Below are 16,786 nucleotides of genomic sequence, written 5' to 3' on the forward strand. Positions count from 1 at the left end.
CGCTCAGTCGGCCGTTTCCGTCTCGGCGCGCGCGCCCTTGCCGCCGGTTACCACCCCCAGGCTCTTGAGCTTGCGGTGCAGCGCGCTGCGCTCCATGCCGACGAACTCGGCCGTGCGGCTTATGTTGCCGCCGAACCGGTTGATCTGTGTCAGCAGGTATTCGCGCTCGAACGCCTCGCGGGCCTCGCGCAGCGACAACGTGGCGACCTGCCCCGAGAGCACAACGCGCCCCTCCGTCTCGGCCGGCTGCGCCTCGCCCGGCAATTCGCGCGCCTCGATCTCGCCGGCAGCCTCGCCCAGGATCAGCACGCGTTCTATCACGTTGCGCAACTGCCGAACGTTGCCCGGCCATTGCATCGTCTGCAAGAGCGCGTCCGCCTCGGCGCTGAGACTGCGCAGCGGCAGGCCCTGCTCGCGGTTGAGCTGCTCGATGAAATACTCTGCCAGCGCCGGGATATCCTCGCGCCTCTCCTCGAGGCTGGGCACCGTGATGGGCACGACGTTGAGCCGGTGATACAGTTCCCTGCGGAACCTCTCGGCGGCGATCTCGGCCTCCAGGTCGCGGCTTGTCGACGAGATCACCCGCAAATCCACCTGCACCTTCTCCGCCCCGCCCACGCGCAGGAACGTCTGGTCGACCAGCACCCGCAGGATCTTGGACTGGGTGCCGGGCGGCATGTCGGCCACCTCGTCGAAATAGATCACGCCGCCATTGGCCTCCTCCAGCAGGCCGGGCTCGACACCGCGTTCCTCGGTCTCGCGGCCGAACAGCACCTCCTCCATCCGCTCCGGCGCGATCGAGGCGCAGGAGACGGACACGAACGGCGCACCCGCACGGTTGGAATTGGCATGGATGTAGCGCGCGGCGAGTTCCTTGCCGCAACCGGAAGGCCCGGACAGCATGACCCGTCCGTTCGACTTGGTGACCTTGTCAAGCTGCGCGACCAGCGCGCGGAAGGCCGCGCTGTTGCCCAGCATCTCCGACGGCTCCGCACCGCGCCGCTTCAGCGCCTGGTTCTCGCGGCGCAGGCGGCTGGCCTCCATCGCGCGGCGGATGACCACCAGCAGCTGGTCGATGTTGAACGGCTTCTCGATGAAGTCGTAGGCACCCTGCTTGATCGCCGCCACGGCGATCTCGATGTTGCCGTGTCCCGAGATTATGACGACCGGAACATCGGGGTAGTCGCGCTTGACGGTCTTGAGGATGTCGATCCCGTCCATGTTGCTGTCTTTCAGCCAGATGTCGAGGATGAGCAGGCCCGGCGGCTCCTTGCCGATGGCGCCCATGCATTCCTCGGAATTGGCGGCCAGCCGCGTGGTGAACCCCTCGTCCTCGAGGATGTCCGCAATCAACTCCCGAATATCTCTCTCGTCATCGACGATCAGAATGTCGCTCATGAGGTCCTCATACCGCCTGTTTTGTCGTTTGCATCGCCATGCGCTCTGCCGGGACCACCGGCATGCGTATCACGGCCATCGCGCCGGCATGCGCCCCCTCGGCGAACGCCGGCGCGTCCTCCAGCGTGAGCGTGCCACCATGCTCCTCGATGATCTTGCGCACGATGGGCAGGCCCAGCCCCGTGCCCTTCTCGCGCGTCGTCACGTACGGCTCGAACAGCCTGGCACGGTCCTCCGGCAGGCCGATGCCATTGTCGGCGATGCGGATCTCTGCCGTGTCATCGTCGAGGCGGCTGGTGACCCGGATGCACGGCTGATGTCCTTCTGGCGCACCGCTTTCCTGCAATGTTTCAATGGCTTCGCCGGCATTCTTGATAAGGTTCGTAAATGCTTGACTTATCATCGTGGCATCCACGTCGGCCCAGATCTCCTCGGCCGCGTACTCGGTTTCGAAGCGCACCTCCGGCTGACCGGACTCCTGCAACAGAACAGCCTCGCGCAGGAGTGCACCGAGATCCTGGCGGCTGGTCTGCGGCTGCGGCATGCGGGCGAACTTCGAAAACTCGTCGACGATACGGCGCAGGTCATCGGTCTGCCGGATGACCACGCCGGTCAGTGTCTCGAGGTCCTCCACCTGCTCGGGCGAAAGGACACGGCCGAACTTGCGCCGTATCCGCTCGGCCGACAGCTTGATCGGGGTGAGAGGGTTCTTGATCTCGTGCGCGATGCGGCGGGCCACGTCGCCCCACGCCGCCATCCGCTGCGCGGCCACGAGGTCGGTCACGTCGTCGAACGCAACCACGTACCCTTCGCGCGCCCCGTCCCGCGTCCGCCGTGTCGACATGCGCACGAGCAGGTTTTCCATGCGCCCGCCGCGGCTGACCTTGACCTCTTCCTGCACGAACCCGTTCGTGCTGGATTTCAGCCGTTCGAACAAGGCGCCGAACTCCGGCACCGCGAGGCTGAGATCGAGCGATTGCTGTTCCTCGTGCCAGTCGAGCAACCGCTCCGCTGCCCGGTTGACGAACGTCACACGTCCCTCGGCATCAAGCCCGACCACGCCAGAGGACACCGAGCTCAGCACCGAGTCGAACAGCCGGCGGCGGCGCTCGATCTGCTCGGTATTGGCCAGCAACCGGTCGCGCTGCCCCTTGAGCTGCCGGGTCATCTGGTTGAAATAGCTCGCCAGCATGGCGATCTCGTCGCCGCCTTCCTCTTCGCGCACGCGCACGTCGAGATCGCCCTCGCCGACCCGTTGCGCGGCGCTCGTCAAGCGCCCGACCGGGCGGGACAAGCGTTCGGCGAACCACATGCCAAGCCACACCGCCGCGAGGATAAGGATGACCGCGAAGCCGAGGTAGAGCAGGCCGAATTCGAAAAGCACCCTGCCCCGCTCGCTCTCGCGCTGGTTGTAGAACCGCGCCGTTTCCTGCGTTTCGTCCAGCAGGTTGAGGATGTCGCCATCCACGTTGCGACTGACATAGAGGTATCGCCCCGGTATTTCCTCCAGCGGCATCAGCGCGCGGAACTCGTTGTTGTCCCAATCCCGGATGACGACGACGCCCTCCGCGTCGGCCCGTTCGATCTGGTCCCGGCTCGGCTCCTCGTAGTCGAAAAGGTAGGATCGTTCGCCGCGCGCCCGGATTTCGCCGGTCCCGTCGATAACGAACGCTTCGCGCAGGCCGCGCTGGATCTCGCGCTGGCCGCGCGAAAGCACCTGCCGGATTTGCCCGTCATCCAGAAAGACCGTCGCGCGCTTGGTCGCGTTGATGACCGAGGCGAGCGCGCGGGCGTCGGTCACGAGATCGCGCCGGTGCTCTTCCTCGTAGGCCTTGGCGGCGGCCACGGAGCTGTCGACGACGCGCCCCACGCGGTCGGAAAACCACGCTTCCAACCCCATGTTGATCGACAGGGTCGCAAACACCGCCACCGTGATCGTGGGCAAAAGCGCCATCAGCGCGAACACCCCTGTCAGCCGCAGATGCAGCCGCGACCCCGCCGAACGCCGCCGGCGCGCCGCGATCATCTGCGTGAGTTGCTGGAGCACCAGCGCCGCGATCATGATCACGTAGACAAGGTCGCTCAGCAGAACGATCCGCAGGACGTTGGAGGACGCGCCCTTGTCCAGCGGCCCCATCACGAGATAGGTCGTCACCGCAAGAACCGGCCCCAGCACCACGAGCCCGAAGGTCGCCAGCGTGCGCACGCGCCGCAGCCGCCGGAGGCGGCTGATCTTTTCCCAGGAAAATCTGCGTGTCCGGGTCGCCACGCCCGCCCTCCGCCAGGTTGTTGTTCCGCTGCAAAGCACCCCAACATATGGCGTGCCCCGATGCACTGCCCCTCAATGGCAACAGTGCATGTTGCAGTTTTACATCAACTTGCGGCGGCGTGTCACGTGGATATCCAGATCGGTGATCTTCTTGCGCAAGGTATTGCGATTGATCCCGAGCAGATCGGCGCATCGCGCCTGGTTGCCGCCGGTGGCATCCAGCGCGATCTCGATCAGCGGCAACTCCACTTCGCGCAGGATACGGGCATAGAGGCCCGGCGGCGGCAGCGCGTTGCCGTGCAGGTCGAAATACCGCCTGAGATGACGCGCCACCGATTCCGACAGGCTTTCGCCGCCGCCTGTGCCAACCACCGGCGCGGCCTCGGGCTGGTTGCCCAGAACCGCCTCCACCTCGGCGCGGGAAATCTCGGCCCCGCGGGCGGTCAGGCCGATGCGTTGCACCATGTTTTCCAGTTGACGCACGTTGCCGGGCCAGCTGTAGGCGCGCATCAACTCCATCGCGTCCTCGGATAGATGCCGATGAGGTTGTCCCTCGCGCTCGGCCCGGCCCATGAAATGCTCCACCAACAGCGGGATGTCGTCGACACGGGTGCGCAGCGCGGGCACATCCACAACCGCGCCGGACAGCCGGTAATACAGGTCCTCGCGCAGCTTGCCGGCCTCCAGACGGTCCGCGAGCCGGCCAAGGCTGGTGGCCATGAACCGCGGCACATGGTCACCGGGGGCATCCATCATGCGCACCACCCGCGCCTGCGCCTCGGCATCGAGGTCGCCCACCTCGTCGAGCACCACTGTCCCACCCTTGGCGCGCGCCATCACTCTTGACGGGCCTTCAAGGTCGGCCAGGTCGGCGGGCGCGACGGACACGAAAGGCAATGTGCGGCGGTCCGAGAAATCGTGGATCGCGCGGGCGATGAGGGATTTGCCCGTGCCCGATTCCCCGGTGATCAGCACGGGCAGGTCGGTGTTCATCAGCCGTGCCACCACGCGGTAGAGATCCTGCATGGCCGGCGTCCGCCCGATCAGCGGCAGCTCGTCGGGGCGCTCGTCCTCCTCGGCGCGCTGCGCGGCGGCGGCGCGGCTGCGCGCGTCGAGAGCGCGGGCCGTCCGCTTCATCAGGTCGGGCAGGTCGAACGGCTTTGGCAGGTAGTCGTAGGCCTCTGCCTCCTCGGCCTGGATGGCGGTCATGATGGTGTTCTGCGCCGAGATCACGATCACCGGCAGGCCGGGGCGGTCCTCGTTGATCTTGGGCAGCATTTCCAGCCCGTTGCCATCGGGCATGACGACATCGGTGATGACCGCGTCCCCCCGGCCCTCGCCAACCCACCGCATCAGCGTGGTCAGGGAACTGGTGGCATGCACCTTGCACCCCGCCCGTGTCAGCGCCTGTGTCAGAACCGTGCGGATCGTGCGGTCGTCATCGGCGACCAGAACCGTGCCATCCATCAGCTTTCCTCCATGTCCTTTGGCGCCAGCGGCAGCGAGATACGGACCACCGTCCGCCCCGGCACCGAGCTCAGCGAGATCCAGCCATCGTGGTCCGAGATGATCTTGGCGGCCAGGGCAAGCCCCAGCCCGGTGCCGTTCTCGCGGCCGGAAACGAAGGGTTCGAACACCTCGCCCGCGATATCGGGCGGCAGGCCCGGACCATCGTCCTCGACCTCGATCTGCATCGGCAGCGACATGCCGCCACCGTCATCGCGCCGCACGCGCAGGGACTGTTCGTAATAGGACCGCAAAGTGATCGTGCCGCCGCCGGTGCCGGCCGCCTCGGCCGCGTTCTTGATCAGGTTCAGGAACACCTGCTGCAACTGATCCGCATCGCCGAGCGCCAGCGGCAGCGACGGATCGTAATCCTCGCGCACCGTCATGTCGGCGGCAAAGCCCAGAACCGCCGAGCGCCGCGCGCGGTCCAGCACATCATGGATGTTCACCGCCGTCCTGCGCGGCGCCCCCACATTGCCGAACTGCTCCACCCGCTCCAGCAAGTCGACGATGCGTCGCCCCTCGTTCACGATCAGGTCGGTCAGCTCCAGATCGTCGGAGCCGAGGTTCATCGACAGCAACTGCGCCGCGCCGGTGATCCCGGCCAGCGGGTTCTTGATCTCGTGCGCCAGCATCTCGGCCATGCCGATGGCCGAGCGCGCGGCGGACTTGACCGACTGCCCCTGGCTTACGCGCCCGGCCAGTTCGCGCGGGGAGACCAGCAGGATCATTTGCCCCGCCTCGCCCGCCAGCGGCGCGATCTGAAGATTGCATTGCATCGGCGCGCGGTCGCCGGTGCCAACATCCACGTCGTTGACGAAGAGCGGCGCGCCATCGCGACGCGCACGCGCCAGCGCATCCTCCAGCGGCGCATCCACCGCCAGCCAGTCCCACACCGGTTGCCCCTCCAGCGCGCGGGCCGAATGCATCAGGAACCCCTCGGCGGCCGGATTGGCGCGCGTCACCCGGTCCTGGGCATCCAGCACCAGCGCGGGGACCGGCAGGGATGTCCACACGGCATCATCCGAATCTGTCATGCGGCCAACCTCTCGGCGTCTTGCAACGCCTCGGGCAGCAGGGCCAGCACGTCCCGCGCGGCATCGCTGGTGAGAATACGCTTGCGCAGCATTGGTCCGGTTGCCGCGTGATCCATGTACCAACCCAGATGCTTGCGGGCGACGCGGACGCCCAACTCGGTGCCATAGAAGCTCAGCATCGCCTCGTAGTGCTCCGCGACCAGCCCCGCCAAGGCGTCGCCCCGCGGGATCTCTGGCGCCGGCGCATCCCGGAGGGCACCGGCAACCCGCGCCAGCAGCCAGGGCCGTCCTTGCGCCCCGCGCCCGATCATGATGCCGTCTGCCCCGGACTCTTCCAATGCACGACGCGCAGACCCCGGGCCGGTAATGTCGCCATTGGCGATAACCGGAATACTTACCGCCTCGTTCACGGCGCGGATCGCGGCCCAGTCGGCGGCCCCCTTGTAGAACTGGCACCGTGTGCGCCCGTGGATCGTGATCATCTGCACGCCCGCCCCCTCTGCCCGGCGGGCCAGTTCCGGTGCGTTCATCAGGGTCTCGTCCCAGCCGAGCCGCGTCTTGAGCGTCACCGGGACCGACACCGCGCCCACGACCGCCTCGATCAGGCGCAGCGCATGATCGAGATCGCGCATCAGGGCCGAGCCGCTGGCGCCGGTCCCGCTGGCGGAGGTGACCTTCTTGGCCGGACAGCCCATGTTGATGTCGATCATCCGCGCGCCGTTTCCCTCGACCTGGCGGGCGGCCTCGGCCATCCAGTACGCCTCGCGTCCGGCCAGTTGCACCGCCGTGTTTTCGATGCCGAACCCCAGTTCCGCCTTTTCGCGCACACCCGGCTTGGATTGCACCATTTCCTGGCTCGCAACCATCTCGCTGACGACCAGCCCCGCGCCGAAGCGCGACACCAACCGCCGGAACGGCAGATCGGTGATTCCCGCCATCGGGGCGAGGAACACGGGCGGCGCAAGCGCCTTGTCATTCAGGGTGACGGCCATTTGCCTAATCCTTGTGCAGGTACTTCCTTCTACTGCGCGGACCGCGAAACCACAACGTTTGCGCGGTGTGCAAGCTGCTTTCCCGGGCCGGTCGCTGAAAAAATGGGCGCTTCCGGCGGCGCGCGCCGTGATGCAAGCCCCGTATTGCGCAGCACGTCACGGCCAAGCTATCAGACCCCATGCGTATCGCCGCCATCATTGTCGCCGCGGGCCGTGGCACCCGCGCCGGGGGGGACCGCCCCAAACAGTGGCAGCCCCTCGCGGGCCGCAGGGTGATCGACTGGACGCTCAAGGCCTTCGCCGAGGTGGCCGCGCTGGATAGGATTGTCGCGGTGCTGCATCCCGACGAGCGGGACGCGATCGCGCCGAGACCGGGGCTGACCATCGTAGACGGCGGCACGACCCGAGCCGATTCGGTGCGTAAAGGTCTGGACTCCCTTGCAAATGACGGCATCACGCATGTCCTCGTCCACGACGCCGCGCGCTGCTGCGTCCGACCCGCGCTGATCGCCCGGGTCATTGCCGCGCTGCGCCACGGTGCCGAGGCGGCCGCGCCGGCCCTGCCGGTCAGCGACGCGTTGTGGCGTGGCAACGGGGGCATCGTGACCGGCCTGCACGACCGTGCCGGGCTCTACCGCGCGCAAACACCGCAAGGGTTCGATTTCGATGCGATCCTTGCCGCCCACCGCACCCATCGGGGTGACGCGCCAGACGACGTTGCCGTGGCCAGCAGCGCCGGGATGACGATCGAGATCGTTGACGGCGACGAGGATAATCTCAAGATCACGACGCCGGGCGATTTCGCCCGCGCCGAAAGGATGCTGCGCTCCATGGATATAAGGATTGGCACCGGCTACGACGTGCACCGCTTCGGCCCCGGGGAGTCGGTGGTTCTGTGCGGGGTTGTCATCCCGCACGCGCGCGGCCTTCAGGGGCATTCCGACGCCGATGTGGGCATGCACGCGCTGACCGACGCGATATACGGGGCCCTCGCGGAGGGGGACATCGGGCGCCACTTCCCCCCCTCGGATCCCCAGTGGAAAGGCGCGGACAGCCGTGTCTTTCTCGCGCACGCAGTCAGGCTGACCGCCGAAAAAGGATACCGGATCAACAACATGGACATCACACTTGTCTGCGAGCAGCCCAAGGTGGGGCCGCATGCCACCGCCATGGCCGAGACACTGGCACGCATCACCGGCGTTGCGGCCGACCGGGTTTCGGTCAAGGCCACGACATCCGAAAGGCTGGGCTTCACCGGCCGCGAGGAAGGTATCGCCGCGCAGGCGGCCGTGACGCTGGTGCCGTCATGCGGCTGAGTCATCTGGTGGCAACCGTCGGCCTTGTCGGCCATCTGCGGCCCGCACCGGGCACGTGGGGATCGCTCGCGGCATTGCCCCTTGCCTGGGGGCTGCACGCCGCGGGCGGCCCGTGGGCGCTCGGCGGGGCCATCGTTGCCGGCTTTGCCGCCGGTCTTTGGGCCACGCACCGGGAATCGGCGGGCCGGGCGGACCCGGACGCATCGGAAATCGTCATGGACGAGGTCGTGGGCCAGTGGATCGCCTTCTGGCCGGTCTCTTTGGGGGCGGCGCATGTGGGGGTGCCGATCACCGCGCTGTGGCCCGGCTGGGCCGCCGCGTTCGTCCTTTTCCGCCTATTCGACATCTGGAAACCCGGGCCGGTCGGCCGTGCCGACAGGCGCGGCGACGCGCTCGGCGTGATGCTGGACGATTTAATCGCCGGGCTGTTCGCCGCCTTGGGCGTCGTGGGGCTGGCCGCAATGGCGCATCTGGGGATGGGCGTATGACTGTTGCCGAGCTTTTGAACAAGAGCCGCGCCGCCGGCGTCATGATCGCGACTGCCGAGAGCTGCACCGGCGGCATGGTCGCTGCCGCGCTGACCGACATTCCGGGTTCGTCCGACGTGGTTGAACGCGGGTTCGTAACCTATTCGAACACCGCGAAAATCGAGCTTCTCGGCGTGCGCCCGCAAACGCTGCAGCGCCACGGCGCCGTCTCCGAGGAAACCGCCCGCGAGATGGCCGAGGGCGCGCTGCGGCAATCGCACGCCCAGGTCGCGGTCTCGATCACCGGCGTGGCCGGTCCGGGCGGCAGCGCCGAAAAGCCCGAGGGCCGGGTCTGCTTCGGCCTCGCCATGACCGGACGGCCCACGCGGACGGAGACACGCGAGTTCGGCGCGCAGGGGCGCGACAAGGTGCGCGCGCTCGCCCGCGACCATGCCCTCGCCTTGCTCGGCGCCGCGCTCTGAACGCGGCCTCAGCCCTGTCCGTAAAGATCCCTTGCGCGGGCCTCGAAGGCGCGAACGACGCGCTTCATCGCCTCGTAGAAGAACAGCTCGGCCGCCGATTGCAGCAGCCGGTTGCGAAAAGCGAAGTCCACATCGAAATGCACGACGCAGCCTCCGTCCCCGGCCTCTTCGAACCGCCAGTTGGATTTCATGTAATCGAACGGCCCGTCGAGATACTCGGTCTCTATGACGCGCGAGTCCTCCCAGAGCGTCACGCGGCTGCCGAAACGTTCCCGGAAAACCTTGAAGCTGATGACGAGATCGGCTTCCATCACCTTTGCGCCGTCGGCCCGTGGCACCACCTGCCGCACGCGGGCCGCGGCCGTCCAGGGCAGGAATTTCGGGTAGGATCCAACATCCGCCACAAGGTCGTACATCTGCTGTGCCGAATAGGGCAGATGACGGGATTCGGAGTGGGATGGCATCGTCGGGCGGCCCCGGGAATTTACGTGACAGTCGGCGGCTGTTTCGTAGACTGGCGCCGGAAAATCAAGGGTGTGTCATGAGTGAGCGGGCATATGTCATCGACCGCATGATCTCGGCCAAGGAAATCGCCGCCCGCATAGAGGCGCTGGCCCGCGAGATCAGCGCCGAGTTCGCCGGCGCGGAAAAGCTCGTGGTTGTCGGGCTTCTGCGGGGCTCCTTCGTGTTCATTGCCGATCTCGTGCGCGAGCTGGAGATGACCGTCGAGGTGGACTTCATCGAGACCTCCTCCTACGGCAGCGCCATGCACTCCAGCCGCGAGGTGCGCATCCTCAAGGACCTGCGGGGGGACATCGCGGGGCGCGACGTGCTGGTGGTGGAAGATATCGTCGACACGGGGCACACGCTCAGCCACGTGCTTGCCCTGCTCCAGAGCCGCCAGCCTGCGAAACTGCGCACCATCGCGCTGCTGGACAAACCGTCGCGCCGCGAGACCGACATAACCGCGGACTGGACCGGCTTCGAGATTCCCGACGAATTCGTCGTGGGCTACGGAATCGACTACGCGCAACGCAACCGCAACCTGCCCTATATCGGCAGGGTCCGCTTCACGGACCGATGAGCCTTCACTGGCTGTTCCGCATGGCCCGTTGGGCCCGCAACCCGCCAAGCGCGGCACGGGTGAAGCTGGTACTCGCCGTGATCGGCGTCTGCCTGGTGCTGTACGCTGTCGAAGTGTTCGTGGGATGGCCCGACTGGCTGTCGATGGAGCAAGCAGGACGGAGGGTTTGGCGCCCCTGACGGCCACGCACCTCACCATCACGGTCTGTCATCGAGAGCGAAATGGCGCACCTCGACGGAGAAAGTTCGAACACTCTCTTTGAGGTGCTGGCGGAATGGGAGCGCCATCTCACGCCATTAGACCTTGATGGTCTGGAGCGTGATCATGGCGAAACTAACACACAAATTCAATAACTTAGACGGATACGCCCCTCCTGCTGAAAAACCGGCCACCCAAAAGCCGACGCCGTTTTCGTTGCGCCTGAGCTTCGACGAACGGGCGCGGCTGGAACAGGATGCCTCCGGTATGGCGCTCGGCGCGTATATCCGCGAGCGGCTATTCGGTGAGGATGCTGCGCCGCGCCAGACGCGCGGGCATTTTCCGGTGAAGGACTATGCTGCCCTTGGGCGCGTGCTGGCTGCGCTCGGTCAGTCGCGCCTGTCAAACAACCTCAACCAGCTCGCCAAGGCGGTGAACACAGGCTCGCTGCCCGTCACGCCGGAGACCGAAGCCGATCTGCGGCAGGCGTGCAAGGATGTGCAGGCGATGCGGCGCGATCTGCTGATCGCGCTCGGCCTGCACGAGACGGGATCAGCCTCCAAAGCCGGACCGGAGCTGAAACCATGATCCTCAAGGCCAAAGAACGCGGCGGCGGAGCGCAGCTTGCCCGTTACCTGCTTTCGATGCGGGACAACGATCATGTCGAGTTGCACGAGGTTCGCGGCTTCGTCGGCGATGATCTGTTGTCCGCCTTCCGCGAAGTCGATGCCATTGCCAAAGGCACGCGCTGCGAAAATTATCTGTTCTCGGCCAGTCTCAACCCGCCTGGCGGCGAAACCGTCACAACCGCCGATTTCGAGACCGCCGCCGATGAGGTCGAGCGCAAGCTCGGCCTTGAGGGCCAACCCCGCGCCATAGTCTTCCACGAGAAGGACGGGCGGCGGCACGCCCATGTTGTCTGGTCGCGCATTGATGCCGACCGGATGCGGGCGATCAACCTGCCGCATTACAAGATGCGCCTGCGGGATGTGTCGCGCGATCTGTTCCGCAGCCATGGCTGGGAAATGCCGAAGGGACTGCGCGACTGGCGGGAGCGCGATCCACTCGGCTACACAGGCGAGGAATGGCAGCAAGCGCGGCGCGTTGGCCTCGATCCCAAACACATAAAGGCGCTGTTTCAGGAAAGCTGGAACCGCTCGGATTCCGGCACCGCCTTCGCGCAAGCGCTCAAGGAACGCGGCTTCGTGCTTGCGCGCGGTGATCGGCGCGGCTTTGTCGCTGTCGATTATCGCGGTGAAGTCTACGCGGTCGCGCGGCAGGCAGGCGTGAAGACCAAGGATGTGGCGGCACGACTCGGCAATCCCGAAGCCTATCCGTCGGTCGATGAAGCCCGCACCTATATCGCCGCCCGCATGTCGGAGCGGATCAAGGGCTTCATCCGGCAGGCGGAGCTGGAAGCCGGACAGGGCCGCAAGGCACTGGAAGCCGAGCGCAGCGAACTGGCCAATCGGCATCGGCAGGCGCGGCAAGCGCAGAAAGAAGCACAGGAAAAACGCTGGATCGCCGAAACCAATGCGCGCGCGGCACGACTGCCGCGCGGGATTTCCGGCCTCTGGCAGCGCCTGACCGGCAAATACAGCAAGATCAAGGAGCGCAATGATCGCGAAGCCTGGGCCGCGCTCGTACGCGACCGCGCCGAACGTGACAGCCTGATCGCCCGCCAGCTTGACGAGCGCCGCGCGCTGCAAGAGCGGATTCGGGAACAGCGCGAACGGCAGCAGGCCGATCTGCTCCTGCTGCGCGAGGATGTCGCCCGTTATCAGGATATGGCCCTGCCGGAGCGGGAACCGCAGCAACGCGAGCCCGATCCCGAACGCGAAAACCGCAAGCGTCAACGTGGCCGCGACCGAAGGCGGGATCGCGGATTTGAACGATAGAGAAAGAAAGGAAAAACCAATGGATGAGTTCATCTGCATTGTCTTCGTACCGCGCCGTGTCCTGACGCTGTACGAAGCTGTTTACGCGTATCCGAAGGATGTGTGCGATATGGCCGAAGAGGACATAAGGCTCGCCGATGAGGCGCATGAAAGCGAGCATCACGACGCGCAGCACTTCATGCACATGTATGAAAATCAGGACATGTGCGGGGCGATCAAGGTCATCATCGTCGATGATCCGTCACTTGACCGTCTGCACTGCGTGCTGCCCGAAAATCTGAACTGAAGCGTCGCCCTCGATGGAGGGCGGCGTTCAGGATGCGGTGTCGGCATCAAACGGGTGCCGCGCCCTCGCACTGGTACAGGACGTCATGACCAAGGGGGCCGCAGTCGCGCCAGCGTTCGTCATGGATCGATGTGTCTTTGGCGATCTGGACGGCGACGTCCTCGTCGTCGGCCTCGATGATGATGTTGTGCACGACATATTCGCCGCGTGAGATGATGTAGCGTGGCATGGTGTTTTCCTTTCCTTGCATGAATTTGAGTGAGAAGCGGGGCGCGCTCATGCGCGCCCGTTTTCCTTTTCGTTCTGGTGATCCGGCCCTTCGAGGGGCTGGCGCAGGACGATGCGGCCATTGATCGGCACCGTTTCGAGCTGGAGAGTGTAGCCCTTGTCGTCCTTGTGCCGCCAGGCGGCTCCGACCTTGTTCCAGTACGATTTCTCGCCCTTGTCGATGACGTGCCAGGCCAGAAAGTCCGGCGCGTTGTACTGCGGGGTTTCAGATTTTTTCTGTGTGCGTGCCATGATGGTTCTCCTTTGGCTTGGGGTTGGCTCGTTACGCCATTCCGCAAGACCGGACGAAGAAGGCACGGCGTCATTTCCAACACGGTCCGGCTCTGCCGGAGTGGTGCGGGCAGGAAATTGATGGCGGGCCGCGTGCGGTCAGGAAGTCAGGCGTTACCCGAAAACGAGCCGACCGCGATCCAAAGAGCGTTCATCGCACAGACATCACATGAGTTGATACCCAAGCGATCAAGGCGCTCCCCTCTTTCCTCTGGCGACCGTCCTGCGGTGCTTCCGAGAATTCAGTGCTGGCAGAAAGGGCCACACTTGGCGGCCAAGGCGATAAGCCTGCTCCACTGCGTTGCGCCCGAAGGTGTCCGCGATGGCCGCTTCCTGCGTCGTCCTGATTCCGAGAAGACCTGGATAGGCCGGGTCTCGAAGAGGAAAAGGAGGATCACATGATCACGCTTCTCACCATGCAAGAGCTGCACGGCTTGACCGCTCAGGAACTCGGCGAACTGCATCAACTTTTTTCGATTCTGCTGATCGAAACCGAGCCCGACACGCCGGATCGCCGCAATATACTGGCAACGCTCGAAAATATCGAACGCGCGATGCATAGTAAGGCGCGACCTGCCGTACGGCCGCTGTGCCGTCGCTAACCAACGCGGATCGGCCTTGTCAGGGCCGACCCGCTTATTATCTCAATCGATACTGGAACGGACCATAATTGCGTCAGTTCATCTGTGCACTTGCTTCTTGTTCGTCAAGCCGCTGGAATAGCCGGTAAATCTTATCTCTGAATTCTTGGTTCATTGCACCATACTCGTCGAAGTATTCGATGATGAGATCGACTTGCTCTTTCGAGTTTCGTCGTAGCTTATAGATCGCCTCTAACTGTTCGGGCCGCAAATAGTTCGGAAGGTGCTTGTGTATGTCTGGAATGCGCTCCCAGTTTAACCAGTTGCCTATCAGAGCGTTCCAGCTCATGCGCACAGAACGCCTATTCTTCTCAAGTATACATCGGTCATAGTCCTGCAACGCCAAAGGTGGTTGGTTGTCAATTACGTTGTCGAGCCAGCCATAAAACCCTTCTAATCGGGACCGGTATTCATCGAAGAAGGTGAGAAGGTTAATTCCGCTCTCGTAGCTTTGGATCAGCGCGCGCATTGGTACGTATTTCGGACCGTCATAGTTGCCTGACTGCTTGATAGCGCGTTCAAGTTCATCGCGATCTATCCTGAATTCTGCCGTTCGCGTGCCCGCAATGTCGGAGCTCAACGACCAGCCTGTCTTGACGATGTGGAGATGATGAAGGAGCACCCGTAAGGCAATAACAAGGTCATGCAAGCCATCATCGCTAAAGCAGGCGTTCACCTGATCCTTGAATTCAGGAATCTTGAACACAGCGTTCAGTCGCCTAGCATGATCCACCAGCGACGCCGCCGCATTTGCAACACCAAAGAGCTCTTTCTGAATTCGTCTTTCGATGGCTTCCAGTTTGTCTTTGTTCTTCGGCATCATGATTTCGGCAGTCTCAGCCGTGGCGAGCCTCTCGAAATTGCGAAGAGCCTCGGCAAGATCGTCGAGCGATTGGAACATGATGGAGAGGCTGGCGCGGTAGTGTTCGCGTCGTTCGGCGAAAATAAAACCGCTGTGCTCGCGAAGGGCCTGATGGGCGGCTGTCGGAAACAAACTCAGGACACGCTCAAGAACAGAGTCTGGAAGAGGAATACTGCTCGCCGCTACAAGCTGCTTAATCTCTTCGAACTCTCTCGCCTTGCGTTCGTTATCGAGCCGAAGGAAGTCAGAGAACTCTAGCGCCATCTTAGGTTCAAATTTGCTTGCCATTATGGGACTATATCATATTGATTTTCGAAGAGAAATCACAATGAAGTGCGAGGGAGTAGTAGTCGGCTGGCCGTGAGGCCAGCCGAAATTTTTCCACCGCTAGAACAGCGATAGCTGCGCGCCGTTCCAGCCGGTTTGCGCGGCCTCGTGGTCGAGCCATGCCGTGACAAAGGCCACCGCGCCGCCGTAGTCGGCGACATGGCCGCAGGGCAGAAAGTTCGAGCGGTAGCCGGTTTCGGTGACGGGAAGCGGCACGCGGCCTGCGCTGCGCAGTTCTATGTGATCACTCATGCCGAATCTTTCCGGCGTGAAGGTGATCTCGATATCGATTCCGCGCCATGTGATGTTGTGCTTTTCCATCGGTCAGCCCTCCTTGCGGGCAGAGCCGCCGCTTACGCGGCGGCTCCTTCCTGCTGCTGGGGCTCCTCGATGACGGGCTGCAAGCCGTGCAAGAAATCCGCTGCACGCTGCGCATGGGCGGCGGCGCTGAAGATCGCGCGCTTGTCATCGCGCAGCACCTTGAGCCAGCTCTGGATATAGGCGGCATGATCGGTGCCAGGCTCCGGCGTCAGCGCCAGATCAGCGCAAAGGAATGCCGCGCCAAGCTCGGCGACCAGTTCCTCGCGGGCGTAACCTTCATCGCCCCACCGCTTGCGCCCGAATTCACGGTCAAGGCGCTTCTCGTGCTTCGTCCAGTGAGTCAATTCATGGGCAAGGGTCGCATAGTACGCTTCTGGGCTGCGGAAGCTCTCGAAATGCGGCATCTGCACGTGATCTGTCCCGCCGCTGTAATATGCCCTGTTCCCGCCGCTGCGGATGTCTGCGCCCGTGGCGGCAAAGAATTCTTCGGCATGGTCAATGCGCTGCGCAGGGTCGATGACGGGCTCGGGCTCCCTGTAGAAATGTTCCGGCAGCCCTTCGATCTGCTCGACGTTAAAGACGCTGTAGCCCTTCATAAATGGGATTTTGCGCTCTTCCTCGCTGCCGTCATCCTGCTCTTCGATCTTGGTGATGGTGTTGGCATAGACAACAAGATTGCCACGCTCGCCCTTGCGGACGTGTGCGCCATATTCCTTGGCTTGGCGGTAGGTCATCCAGAACGGCGACAGGTAGCCGCCTTCCATGGCCGCACCCCAGAGCATCAGCACATTGATGCCGCTGTAGGCCATGCCGTTATGACGCAGCGGCTTGATGATCCGACCGTCCATGTTTCCGGCGGACCATGGCTTGTGCCATGTCAGTTCGCCTTGCTCCAGATCGGCAATGATCTTGTCTGTAACTTTCTGGTAAATGTCCTGTTTCATTGGCCCTTTCTCCTTTTAAAGCCGGTTGCACATGCAACCGGACTAGGCCCGCGCCAATGAGCGGGGGGAGACCGTCAGGACCGCAGACAGCGGAGGGGGATTGACCTGCCACGGGATTTTTCCTCCATTTGGAATTAGAGTCCGACCCAACGAAGGGACGGACAATGAAGCGAACGAGATACAGCGAAGAACAGATCATC

20 protein-coding genes are annotated in these 16,786 nt (G+C 64.0%); 9 read left to right on the plus strand and 11 right to left on the minus strand.

Annotated elements, in window-relative coordinates; genetic code table 11:
* Positions 1-3: 3 nt before the first annotated feature.
* The 5 genes from ntrX to dusB form a co-directional block, all read right to left on the minus strand.
* A complete protein-coding gene (gene ntrX / locus ACH13J_RS04370) occupies positions 4-1,398 on the minus strand; it encodes a nitrogen assimilation response regulator NtrX (RefSeq protein ID WP_397542088.1) in 1,395 nt (464 codons plus the stop codon).
* A 7-nt stretch (positions 1,399-1,405) separates the two neighbouring features.
* Complete coding sequence (locus tag ACH13J_RS04375; protein WP_397542089.1) at positions 1,406-3,667, minus strand: sensor histidine kinase NtrY-like; 2,262 nt, start codon at positions 3,665-3,667, stop codon at positions 1,406-1,408.
* 99 nt (positions 3,668-3,766) lie between these two features.
* Complete coding sequence (locus tag ACH13J_RS04380; protein WP_397542090.1) at positions 3,767-5,134, minus strand: response regulator; 1,368 nt, start codon at positions 5,132-5,134, stop codon at positions 3,767-3,769.
* Positions 5,134-6,210 carry an ATP-binding protein gene (locus ACH13J_RS04385; RefSeq protein WP_397542091.1) on the minus strand — a complete coding sequence of 359 codons (1,077 nt, stop codon included), beginning with the start codon at positions 6,208-6,210 and terminating at the stop codon, positions 5,134-5,136. The genes ACH13J_RS04380 and ACH13J_RS04385 overlap by 1 nt, the downstream gene beginning before the upstream one ends.
* Complete coding sequence (gene dusB, locus ACH13J_RS04390; RefSeq protein ID WP_397542092.1) at positions 6,207-7,202, minus strand: tRNA dihydrouridine synthase DusB; 996 nt, start codon at positions 7,200-7,202, stop codon at positions 6,207-6,209. Before dusB ends, ACH13J_RS04385 begins: the two co-directional genes overlap by 4 nt.
* A 179-nt stretch (positions 7,203-7,381) precedes the next feature.
* Here dusB and ACH13J_RS04395 point away from each other — a divergent pair, with 179 nt between their 5' ends.
* From ACH13J_RS04395 to ACH13J_RS04405, 3 genes are read left to right on the plus strand one after another with little or no spacing between them, the layout of a single operon-like run.
* A complete protein-coding gene (locus tag ACH13J_RS04395; RefSeq protein WP_397542093.1) occupies positions 7,382-8,518 on the plus strand; it encodes a bifunctional 2-C-methyl-D-erythritol 4-phosphate cytidylyltransferase/2-C-methyl-D-erythritol 2,4-cyclodiphosphate synthase in 1,137 nt (378 codons plus the stop codon).
* Complete coding sequence (locus ACH13J_RS04400; RefSeq protein WP_397542094.1) at positions 8,509-9,006, plus strand: phosphatidylglycerophosphatase A; 498 nt, start codon at positions 8,509-8,511, stop codon at positions 9,004-9,006. The genes ACH13J_RS04395 and ACH13J_RS04400 overlap by 10 nt, the downstream gene beginning before the upstream one ends.
* A complete protein-coding gene (locus tag ACH13J_RS04405) occupies positions 9,003-9,467 on the plus strand; it encodes a nicotinamide-nucleotide amidohydrolase family protein (RefSeq protein ID WP_397542095.1) in 465 nt (154 codons plus the stop codon). Before ACH13J_RS04400 ends, ACH13J_RS04405 begins: the two co-directional genes overlap by 4 nt.
* 8 nt (positions 9,468-9,475) lie before the next feature.
* Here the strand turns inward: ACH13J_RS04405 and ACH13J_RS04410 are convergent, their stop codons facing one another.
* Positions 9,476-9,931, minus strand: a complete 456-nt coding sequence (locus ACH13J_RS04410; protein WP_397542096.1) for a type II toxin-antitoxin system RatA family toxin — start codon at positions 9,929-9,931, stop codon at positions 9,476-9,478.
* Positions 9,932-10,008: 77 nt separating this feature from the next.
* On the opposite strand from ACH13J_RS04410, the gene hpt reads away from it, so the two are divergent.
* The 5 genes from hpt (at position 10,009) to ACH13J_RS04435 (ending at position 12,933) form a co-directional block, all read left to right on the plus strand.
* Positions 10,009-10,551 carry a hypoxanthine phosphoribosyltransferase gene (hpt, locus tag ACH13J_RS04415; RefSeq protein WP_397542097.1) on the plus strand — a complete coding sequence of 181 codons (543 nt, stop codon included), beginning with the start codon at positions 10,009-10,011 and terminating at the stop codon, positions 10,549-10,551.
* Positions 10,548-10,730, plus strand: a complete 183-nt coding sequence (locus ACH13J_RS04420; protein ID WP_397542098.1) for a hypothetical protein — start codon at positions 10,548-10,550, stop codon at positions 10,728-10,730. Before hpt ends, ACH13J_RS04420 begins: the two co-directional genes overlap by 4 nt.
* A 145-nt stretch (positions 10,731-10,875) precedes the next feature.
* Positions 10,876-11,337, plus strand: a complete 462-nt coding sequence (locus ACH13J_RS04425; protein WP_397542099.1) for a hypothetical protein — start codon at positions 10,876-10,878, stop codon at positions 11,335-11,337.
* Positions 11,334-12,647 carry a relaxase/mobilization nuclease domain-containing protein gene (locus ACH13J_RS04430; RefSeq protein ID WP_397542100.1) on the plus strand — a complete coding sequence of 438 codons (1,314 nt, stop codon included), beginning with the start codon at positions 11,334-11,336 and terminating at the stop codon, positions 12,645-12,647. Before ACH13J_RS04425 ends, ACH13J_RS04430 begins: the two co-directional genes overlap by 4 nt.
* 19 nt (positions 12,648-12,666) lie before the next feature.
* The gene (locus tag ACH13J_RS04435) at positions 12,667-12,933 is read left to right on the plus strand and encodes a hypothetical protein (protein ID WP_397542101.1); all 267 of its coding nucleotides are present in this window, start codon (positions 12,667-12,669) and stop codon (positions 12,931-12,933) included.
* 46 nt (positions 12,934-12,979) lie between these two features.
* Here the strand turns inward: ACH13J_RS04435 and ACH13J_RS04440 are convergent, their stop codons facing one another.
* On the minus strand, positions 12,980-13,162 hold the full coding sequence (locus ACH13J_RS04440) for a hypothetical protein (RefSeq protein WP_397542102.1): 183 nt from the start codon (positions 13,160-13,162) through the stop codon (positions 12,980-12,982).
* A gap of 47 nt (positions 13,163-13,209) precedes the next feature.
* Positions 13,210-13,452: a hypothetical protein gene (locus ACH13J_RS04445; RefSeq protein ID WP_251419746.1), complete on the minus strand. Its 243-nt coding sequence runs from the start codon at positions 13,450-13,452 to the stop codon at positions 13,210-13,212.
* Positions 13,453-13,889: 437 nt separating this feature from the next.
* Here ACH13J_RS04445 and ACH13J_RS04450 point away from each other — a divergent pair, with 437 nt between their 5' ends.
* A complete protein-coding gene (locus ACH13J_RS04450) occupies positions 13,890-14,093 on the plus strand; it encodes a hypothetical protein (protein ID WP_397542103.1) in 204 nt (67 codons plus the stop codon).
* Between the two features lie 73 nt (positions 14,094-14,166).
* On the opposite strand, the gene ACH13J_RS04455 is transcribed toward ACH13J_RS04450, so the two are convergent.
* The 3 genes from ACH13J_RS04455 to ACH13J_RS04465 all read right to left on the minus strand — a co-directional run bounded on the left by ACH13J_RS04455 (position 14,167) and on the right by ACH13J_RS04465 (position 16,586).
* Complete coding sequence (locus ACH13J_RS04455) at positions 14,167-15,282, minus strand: hypothetical protein (RefSeq protein WP_397542104.1); 1,116 nt, start codon at positions 15,280-15,282, stop codon at positions 14,167-14,169.
* Positions 15,283-15,381: 99 nt separating this feature from the next.
* Positions 15,382-15,642: a hypothetical protein gene (locus ACH13J_RS04460; RefSeq protein ID WP_397542105.1), complete on the minus strand. Its 261-nt coding sequence runs from the start codon at positions 15,640-15,642 to the stop codon at positions 15,382-15,384.
* A 32-nt stretch (positions 15,643-15,674) separates the two neighbouring features.
* Entirely contained in the window at positions 15,675-16,586 is a 912-nt protein-coding gene (locus ACH13J_RS04465) for a zincin-like metallopeptidase domain-containing protein (RefSeq protein ID WP_397542106.1), read from the minus strand.
* Between the last annotated feature and the right edge of the window lie 200 nt (positions 16,587-16,786).

This window comes from Roseovarius salis (assembly GCF_044472985.1).
Classification (GTDB): Bacteria; Pseudomonadota; Alphaproteobacteria; order Rhodobacterales; family Rhodobacteraceae; genus Roseovarius; species Roseovarius salis.

Excerpts from the sequence above, each read along its gene's own strand:
- ACH13J_RS04450 (WP_397542103.1), top strand. The coding sequence starts at position 13,890 with ATGATCACGCTTCTCACCATGCAAGAGCTGCACGGCTTGACCGCTCAG.
- dusB (WP_397542092.1), bottom strand. The coding sequence starts at position 7,202 with ATGGCCGTCACCCTGAATGACAAGGCGCTTGCGCCGCCCGTGTTCCTC.
- ACH13J_RS04425 (WP_397542099.1), top strand. The coding sequence starts at position 10,876 with ATGGCGAAACTAACACACAAATTCAATAACTTAGACGGATACGCCCCT.
- ACH13J_RS04405 (WP_397542095.1), top strand. The coding sequence starts at position 9,003 with ATGACTGTTGCCGAGCTTTTGAACAAGAGCCGCGCCGCCGGCGTCATG.
- ACH13J_RS04435 (WP_397542101.1), top strand. The coding sequence starts at position 12,667 with ATGGATGAGTTCATCTGCATTGTCTTCGTACCGCGCCGTGTCCTGACG.
- hpt (WP_397542097.1), top strand. The coding sequence starts at position 10,009 with ATGAGTGAGCGGGCATATGTCATCGACCGCATGATCTCGGCCAAGGAA.
- ACH13J_RS04400 (WP_397542094.1), top strand. The coding sequence starts at position 8,509 with ATGCGGCTGAGTCATCTGGTGGCAACCGTCGGCCTTGTCGGCCATCTG.
- ACH13J_RS04380 (WP_397542090.1), bottom strand. The coding sequence starts at position 5,134 with ATGGATGGCACGGTTCTGGTCGCCGATGACGACCGCACGATCCGCACG.
- ACH13J_RS04385 (WP_397542091.1), bottom strand. The coding sequence starts at position 6,210 with ATGACAGATTCGGATGATGCCGTGTGGACATCCCTGCCGGTCCCCGCG.
- ACH13J_RS04455 (WP_397542104.1), bottom strand. The coding sequence starts at position 15,282 with ATGGCAAGCAAATTTGAACCTAAGATGGCGCTAGAGTTCTCTGACTTC.
- ACH13J_RS04465 (WP_397542106.1), bottom strand. The coding sequence starts at position 16,586 with ATGAAACAGGACATTTACCAGAAAGTTACAGACAAGATCATTGCCGAT.
- ACH13J_RS04460 (WP_397542105.1), bottom strand. The coding sequence starts at position 15,642 with ATGGAAAAGCACAACATCACATGGCGCGGAATCGATATCGAGATCACC.
- ACH13J_RS04440 (WP_397542102.1), bottom strand. The coding sequence starts at position 13,162 with ATGCCACGCTACATCATCTCACGCGGCGAATATGTCGTGCACAACATC.
- ACH13J_RS04395 (WP_397542093.1), top strand. The coding sequence starts at position 7,382 with ATGCGTATCGCCGCCATCATTGTCGCCGCGGGCCGTGGCACCCGCGCC.
- ACH13J_RS04445 (WP_251419746.1), bottom strand. The coding sequence starts at position 13,452 with ATGGCACGCACACAGAAAAAATCTGAAACCCCGCAGTACAACGCGCCG.
- ACH13J_RS04410 (WP_397542096.1), bottom strand. The coding sequence starts at position 9,931 with ATGCCATCCCACTCCGAATCCCGTCATCTGCCCTATTCGGCACAGCAG.
- ntrX (WP_397542088.1), bottom strand. The coding sequence starts at position 1,398 with ATGAGCGACATTCTGATCGTCGATGACGAGAGAGATATTCGGGAGTTG.
- ACH13J_RS04420 (WP_397542098.1), top strand. The coding sequence starts at position 10,548 with ATGAGCCTTCACTGGCTGTTCCGCATGGCCCGTTGGGCCCGCAACCCG.
- ACH13J_RS04430 (WP_397542100.1), top strand. The coding sequence starts at position 11,334 with ATGATCCTCAAGGCCAAAGAACGCGGCGGCGGAGCGCAGCTTGCCCGT.